Annotated in this window: 5 protein-coding genes; 3 read left to right on the top strand and 2 right to left on the bottom strand. The window is 71.4% G+C overall.

The genetic code is table 11. The annotated features are described in order from the left end of the window. A partial coding sequence (gcvT, locus tag C1A38_RS29955; protein ID WP_102661041.1) for a glycine cleavage system aminomethyltransferase GcvT occupies positions 1–1,095 on the bottom strand: 1,095 nt, incomplete at its 3' end. Between the two features lie 160 nt (positions 1,096–1,255). On the opposite strand from gcvT, the gene C1A38_RS29950 reads away from it, so the two are divergent. Then, on the top strand, positions 1,256–2,824 hold the full coding sequence (locus C1A38_RS29950; RefSeq protein WP_102661040.1) for a leucyl aminopeptidase: 1,569 nt from the start codon (positions 1,256–1,258) through the stop codon (positions 2,822–2,824). Between the two features lie 74 nt (positions 2,825–2,898). On the opposite strand, the gene C1A38_RS29945 is transcribed toward C1A38_RS29950, so the two are convergent. Beyond that, positions 2,899–3,228: a hypothetical protein gene (locus tag C1A38_RS29945; RefSeq protein ID WP_013735200.1), complete on the bottom strand. Its 330-nt coding sequence runs from the start codon at positions 3,226–3,228 to the stop codon at positions 2,899–2,901. A 180-nt stretch (positions 3,229–3,408) separates the two neighbouring features. Between C1A38_RS29945 and lpdA the strand changes: the two genes are divergently transcribed. Then, positions 3,409–4,800, top strand: coding sequence for a dihydrolipoyl dehydrogenase (gene lpdA / locus C1A38_RS29940; protein ID WP_102661039.1), 1,392 nt, complete (start codon positions 3,409–3,411; stop codon positions 4,798–4,800). A 73-nt stretch (positions 4,801–4,873) separates the two neighbouring features. Then, positions 4,874–6,700: a 2-oxoglutarate dehydrogenase, E2 component, dihydrolipoamide succinyltransferase gene (sucB, locus tag C1A38_RS29935; protein ID WP_102661038.1), complete on the top strand. Its 1,827-nt coding sequence runs from the start codon at positions 4,874–4,876 to the stop codon at positions 6,698–6,700. Positions 6,701–6,771 lie beyond the last annotated feature (71 nt).

Genomic DNA, 6,771 nt, shown 5'->3' with positions numbered 1-6,771 from the left:
GCGGGTGAGGTGGGCGGGGGTGTGGCGGCCTCGGATGTCGATCTGGAGTTCGGCGCCGTCGGGCAGGGCGGGGGCGGTGTCGATGAGGGCCAGCGCGATGCCCTGCTTGTTGGTGGGGCTGAAGGTGCCGCTGGTGACGGTGCCGACCTGGGTGTCGCCGTGGAAGACGGCCATGCCGGGGCGGGGGATGCCCCGACCGGCGATGGTCAGGCCGCGCAGCGTACGCGTCGGGCCGGCAGCCTTCTCCGCGAGCAGCGCGTCGCGGCCCCAGAAGGCCGGCTTGTCCCAGCCCACCGCCCAGCCCGTACGGGCCTGCACCGGGCTGATCTCCAACGACAGGTCCTGCCCGTGCAGCGGGTACCCCATCTCGGTGCGCAGCGTGTCCCGGGCGGCCAGCCCGCACGCCTGCGGCGTCGGTTCGGCGGCGAACAGCGCGTCCCAGACCGTTACCGCGTCGGCGGCCGGTACCACAAGTTCGTAGCCGCGCTCACCGGTGTAGCCGGTCCGACACACGGTCAACTCGACGCCGTCGAGGGTGGCTGGCGAGAAGCTCATGTACTCGTGTCCGGTGGGCAGGCCCAGCGCGTCCAGCAGATCCGCCGAGCGCGGCCCCTGCACGGCCAGGACCGCGTACGCCTCGTGCTCGTCGGTGACCGTGACCTGCGGCGGGGCGGCGGCGCGCAGCCGGCGCACCACCTCGGCGGTGTTCGCGGCGTTCGGGATGAGGAAGACGTGGTCGTCGGCGTAGAGGTAGGCGATGATGTCGTCCACCACGCCGCCGGTGGCCTCGTCGCAGCAGAGGGTGTACTGCGCCCGGCCCGGCTCGATGCGGCCCAGGTCGTTGCTGAGGCAGGCGTTGACGAACTCCGCCGCCCCCGGCCCGGTCACCCGCACCTTGCCCAGATGCGAGACGTCGAACACACCGACGTCGGTGCGGACCGCCGTGTGCTCCCGCAGCACCCCGCCACCGGCGTACTCCAGCGGCATCTCCCAGCCACCGAAGGGGGCGAATTTTGCGCCGAGGGCGGTGTGCCGCTCGGCCAGCGGGGTACGCCGCAGCCGGGTCTCGGCGGCGTCGATGCTCACGTCGGTCATGGGTCGCAACTTACCGGGACCCGGCGGTCTGGTTAGCATCGGCGGGACCCCCCGGGATTCGGCGGGGCAGCATCAACGCCCGGCGGGTGACCACCCGTCGCCAACTCCATCGCCGGTACGCCACCATGCGACCGGCCCGGCCTGCCCGGGAGCAGCTTCCGTGACATCGCCCAGCACCACTCTGAGCCTGGTCGACACCGACCCCGCCGAACTCGCCGTCGACGCGATCGTGATCGGTGTGCACAGTACGACCGGCGAGGATGCCACCAGCGGCCACGGCGGCAGCCTGCTGCTCGCCAGCGGCGCGGAGAGCATCGCCGCCGCCTTCGACGGCAGGTTGACCGAGACGCTGGCGCTGCTCGGCGCGACCGGCGGCGCGGGCGAGGTGATCAAGTTGGCGACCCTGGGCACGATCACCGCCCCGGTGATCGCCGCGGTCGGCCTCGGGCCGGAGCCCAGCGGTGCGGCGCCCGCCCCGGAAACCCTGCGTCGGGGCGCCGGGGCAGCGGTACGGTCGCTGGCCGGCTCGGCCCGGGTGGCGCTGACGCTGCCGCTGCCCGACGACGCCGACGCGTGCACCGCGCTGCGGGCCGTCGCCGAGGGTGCGCTGCTCGGCGGGTACCGGTTCGCCGGTTACAAGACCCGGCCGCAGCCGACCCGGCGCGACCCGGTGGCCGAGGTGCTGATCGCCGTGCCGGACGCCGCCGACGCCGGTGCCCGTAACGAGGTGAGCCGGGCCGTGGCGGTGACCTCCGCCGTACGGCTGACCCGGGACTGGGTCAACGTCGCCCCGAACGAGCAGCGTCCGCCGGTCTTCGCCGAGGCCGTCGCCGAGGCCGCCCGGGCCGCGGGCCTCGGGGTGGAGGTGCTCGACGAGGTCGCGCTGCGCGAAGGCGGTTACGGCGGCATCATCGCCGTCGGGCAGGGCTCGGAGGCCCCGCCGCGGCTGGTCAAGCTGACGTACACCCCCGCCGAGGGCGGCACCGGCAAGCGGGTGGCGCTGGTCGGCAAGGGCATCACCTTCGACACCGGCGGCATCTCGATCAAGCCGTCGCAGGGCATGTGGGAGATGAAGTCCGACATGGCCGGGGCGGCGGCGGTGGCCGCGACCATGCTGGCGGTGGCCGACCTGAAGCCGCCGGTGGCGGTGACCGCGTACGTGCCGATCGCGGAGAACATGCCGTCGGGCAGCTCGTACCGGCCGGGTGACGTGATCACCATGTTCAACGGCAAGAAGGTGGAGGTGCTCAACACCGACGCCGAGGGCCGGATGATCCTCGGTGACGCGATGGCCCGCGCCTGCGCCGACGGCACCGACTACCTCTTCGAGACCTCCACCCTGACCGGCGGGCAGGTGGTCTCGCTGGGCAAGCGGATCTCCGGGGTGATGGGTACGCCCGAGCTGTGCGAGCGGGTCCGCACCGTCGGCGACGCGGTCGGCGAACCGGCCTGGCCGATGCCGCTGCCGGACGACGTACGCAAGGGCATGAACTCCGACGTGGCCGACATCTCGCAGGTCAACGCGGGCATGGAGCGGGCCGGGCACATGTTGCAGGGCGGCGTGTTCCTGAGCGAGTTCGTCACCGACGACGTCGCCTGGGCGCACATCGACGTCGCCGGCCCGGCCTACCACTCGGGTGAGGCGACCGGCTACCTGACCAAGGGCGGCACCGGCGTACCGGTACGCACCCTGCTGCACCTGATCGAGGACGTCGCCGCCAACGGCTGACGGGTAAGGAAGGGCCCCCTGTTAACGCCTCGCGTATAGCAGGGGGCCCTTCTTAACACGTCGCTCAGTACAGCTCAGTACAGCTCCGGGCGGCGCTTGCGGCGCTCGTTGTAGTCGCGCATGCGCTGCGGATAGCCCATCAGCGCCACGTCGTAGATCGGAATGCTCAGCCGGTAGGCGAAGCGCCGCGCCCCGTCCGGCCCGTTGATGCGCCGCCGCGTCCACTCGCCGTCGTCGGCGATCAGGATCACCGTGGTCTCGGTGACCGTGGTACGCGGCTCGATGTACGCCTCGACACCCTTTCGGGTGCGGACAAAATTCTCAAGGTGCTCCAGATCGGCGCGATTGGCCGTACGGTCAGGTTCGGCCGCGCGTGCCCGCTTGCGTCGCCGGAACAGTCCCACTGAGCCGTCTCCCCACCTGTCGCGTCATCGAAGGCAGTGCCAAGGGTACGTGGCGACAACGTGTCATTGGGCACCTCGGTACGCGCTCTCGACCCGGTGGTGACAAGATGGCCGAGGTGGGGTGTATCCCTGTTACCCCGCCGTGACCCCCGATGCAGCGAAGCGACCTGGGAGTTGAACGTGAGCGAGCCGAACGACGCAACCTTCGACATCGTCATCCTCGGAGGTGGTAGCGGCGGCTACGCGACCGCGCTGCGCGCCGCTCAACTTGGGCTGTCCGTCGCACTCGTGGAGAAGGGCAAGCTCGGCGGCACCTGCCTGCACAACGGCTGCATCCCCACGAAGGCGCTGCTGCACGCCGCCGAGATCGCCGACCAGACCCGTGAGTCCGAGCAGTTCGGCGTGAAGGCCGAGCTTGTCGGCATCGACATGGCTGCGGTCAACTCGTACAAGGACGGCGTGGTCTCCCGGCTCTACAAGGGCCTGCAGGGTCTGGTCACCGGCAACAAGGCGATCACCTTCGTGGCCGGCGCCGGCAAGCTGGTCGCGCCGAACGCGGTCGAGGTCGACGGCAAGCGCTACACCGGTCGCAACATCGTGCTGGCCTCCGGGTCGTACGCCAAGAGCCTGCCGGGCCTGGAGGTCGACGGCGAGCGGGTGATCACCAGCGACCACGCCCTGGTCCTGGACCGGGTGCCCAGTTCCGCGATCGTGCTCGGCGGCGGTGTGATCGGCGTCGAGTTCGCCAGCGTGTGGAAGTCCTTCGGGGTGGACGTCACCATCATCGAGGCACTGCCCCGCCTGGTCGCCGCGGAGGACGAGGAGTCGTCGAAGGCGCTGGAGCGGGCGTTCCGCAAGCGGAAGATCAACTTCAAGGTCGGCAAGCCGTTCGAGAAGGTCGAGAAGACCGACAGCGGCGTCAAGGTGACAATCGCCGGCGGCGAGACCGTCGAGGCCGAGCTGCTGCTCGTCGCCGTCGGCCGAGGCCCGAACACCGCCAACCTCGGGTACGAGGAGCAGGGCGTCAAGATGGACCGCGGCTACGTGCTGACCGACGAGCGGCTGCGCACCAACGTGCCGAACGTCTACGCCGTCGGCGACATCGTGCCCGGCCTGCAGCTCGCCCACCGCGGCTTCCAGCAGGGCATCTTCGTCGCCGAGCAGATCGCCGGACAGAACCCGGCGGTGATCGACGAGGCGGGCATCCCGCGCGTCACCTACTGCGACCCGGAGCTGGCGTCGGTCGGCCTGACCGAGGCGAAGGCCAAGGAGCAGTACGGCGCCGACAAGATCAAGACGTACAACTACAACCTCGGCGGCAACGGCAAGAGCCAGATCCTCAAGACGACCGGTTTCGTCAAGCTGGTTCGCGTCGAGGACGGCCCGGTGGTCGGCGTCCACATGGTCGGCGCCCGGGTCGGCGAGCTGATCGGCGAGGCGCAGCTGATCTACAACTGGGAGGCGTACCCGGGCGAGGTCGCGCAGCTGGTGCATGCTCACCCGACGCAGAACGAGGCCCTGGGCGAGGCACACCTGGCCCTCGCCGGCAAGCCGTTGCACGCGCACGCCTGACCCACGACGTACCCGAGGCGTCCGGCGACGGGCGATGATCCCCCCACCAGGGAAATGAAGGAGTCTGGAGAACATGCCGGTATCGGTCACCATGCCCCGGCTCGGCGAGAGCGTCACCGAGGGCACCGTCACGCGCTGGCTCAAGCAGGAGGGTGACACCGTCGAGGTCGACGAGCCCCTGCTCGAGGTGTCCACGGACAAGGTCGACACCGAGATCCCGTCCCCGGCGGCCGGCGTGCTGACCCGCATCGTGGTGGGCGAGGACGAGACGGCAGAGGTCGGCAGCGAGCTGGCGGTCATCTCCGGCGAAGGCGAGTCGGCCGGCGGGCCCTCCGAGCGGCAGGCCCCCGCCGAGCACCAGGAGGCACCGCCCGCCGAGCAGGCCGCCGAGGCGGCCGCGCAGCCGCAGGCCGAGGCGGAGCAGTCGGCCGTCCAGGAGCCGGCCGAGCAGCCGGCCCCGGCCGCCGCGCCGTCGGGCGAGGGCACCCCGGTGAAGCTGCCCGCGCTGGGTGAGAGCGTCACCGAGGGTACGGTCACCCGCTGGCTCAAGCAGGTCGGCGAGACCGTCGAGGTGGACGAGCCGCTGCTGGAGGTCTCCACCGACAAGGTCGACACGGAGATCCCCTCGCCGGTGGCCGGCACCGTCCTGGAGATCAAGGTCGCCGAGGACGAGACCGCCGAGGTCGGCGCCACGCTGGCCGTCATCGGTGCCGCAGGTGCCGCCCCGGCCGAGGCCAAGCCCGAGCCGAAGCCGCAGGCGGAGGCCAAGCCCGAGCCGAAGCCGGAACCGCAGGCCGAGGCCAAGCCGGAACCGCAGGTCTCCGAGCCGACGCCCGGCTCGTCGTACAACGAGCCGGCCGCGGAGGCGGAGACCTCGCCGGAGCCGACCAAGACCGAGCAGGCGGCCGTTCCCCCGGCCCCGACCGCGCAGCCCGCTGCCGCACCCAGCGCCAACGGCGAGGCGGCCGGTTACGTGACCCCGCTGGTGCGCAAGCTGGCCAGTGAGCACGGCGTCGACCTGGCCTCGGTCAACGGCACCGGCGTCGGTGGCCGGATCCGCAAGCAGGACGTGCTGGACGCGGCGGAGAAGGCCCGCGCCGCCAAGGCCGCGCCCGCCCCTGCCGCAGCGCAGCCGGCCGCGCAGGCACAGCCGGCTGCCAAGCCGCAGCCGAGCGCCAAGCGTGGCACCACCGAGAAGCTGCCGCGCATCCGCGCCGCCATCGCCAAGCGGATGCACCAGTCGCTTCAGGAGACCGCGCAGCTGACCACGGTCGTCGAGGTGGACGTCACCAAGGTCGCCAAGCTGCGGGCCCGCGCCAAGGACTCGTTCCTCCAGCGGCACGGCGTCAAGCTGTCGTTCCTGCCGTTCTTCGCCCTGGCGGCCATCGAGGCGCTCCAGACGTACCCGATCGTGCAGGCTCGGATGGACCTCGACGCCGGCACGATCACCTACCCGGACGCCGAGAACCTCGGCATCGCGGTGGACACCGAGCGGGGCCTGCTGGTGCCGGTCATCCACAACGCCGGTGACCTCAACCTCGGCGGCATCGCCAAGCGCGTCGCCGACCTGGCCGAGCGCACCCGTACCAACAAGATCAGCCCGGACGAGATCGCCGGTGCGACCTTCACGCTGACCAACACCGGCAGCCGGGGCGCGCTGTTCGACACCCCGATCGTGCCGTCGCCGCAGTCGGCGATGCTCGGCACCGGTGCCGTGGTCAAGCGCCCGGTCGTGGTCAACGACCCCGAACTGGGCGAGGTCATCGCGGTCCGCTCGATGGTCTACCTGGCCATGTCGTACGACCACCGCATCATCGACGGTGCCGACGCGGCCCGCTTCCTGACCGCGGTCAAGGAGCGGCTCGAGGCCGGCAACTTCGAGGCCGAACTCGGCCTGTAACCCACCGAACACCACGAAGGGCGCCCCCGTCACCGGGGGCGCCCTTCGCCTTTCCACCCCACCCCACCCCG

It is taken from the genome of Verrucosispora sp. ts21 (genome assembly GCF_002879555.1).
Taxonomy (GTDB): Bacteria; Actinomycetota; Actinomycetes; order Mycobacteriales; family Micromonosporaceae; genus Micromonospora; species Micromonospora gifhornensis.
The sequence above is the reverse complement of the archived record's forward strand: the minus strand, read 5'-3'. Positions and strand labels throughout refer to the sequence as shown.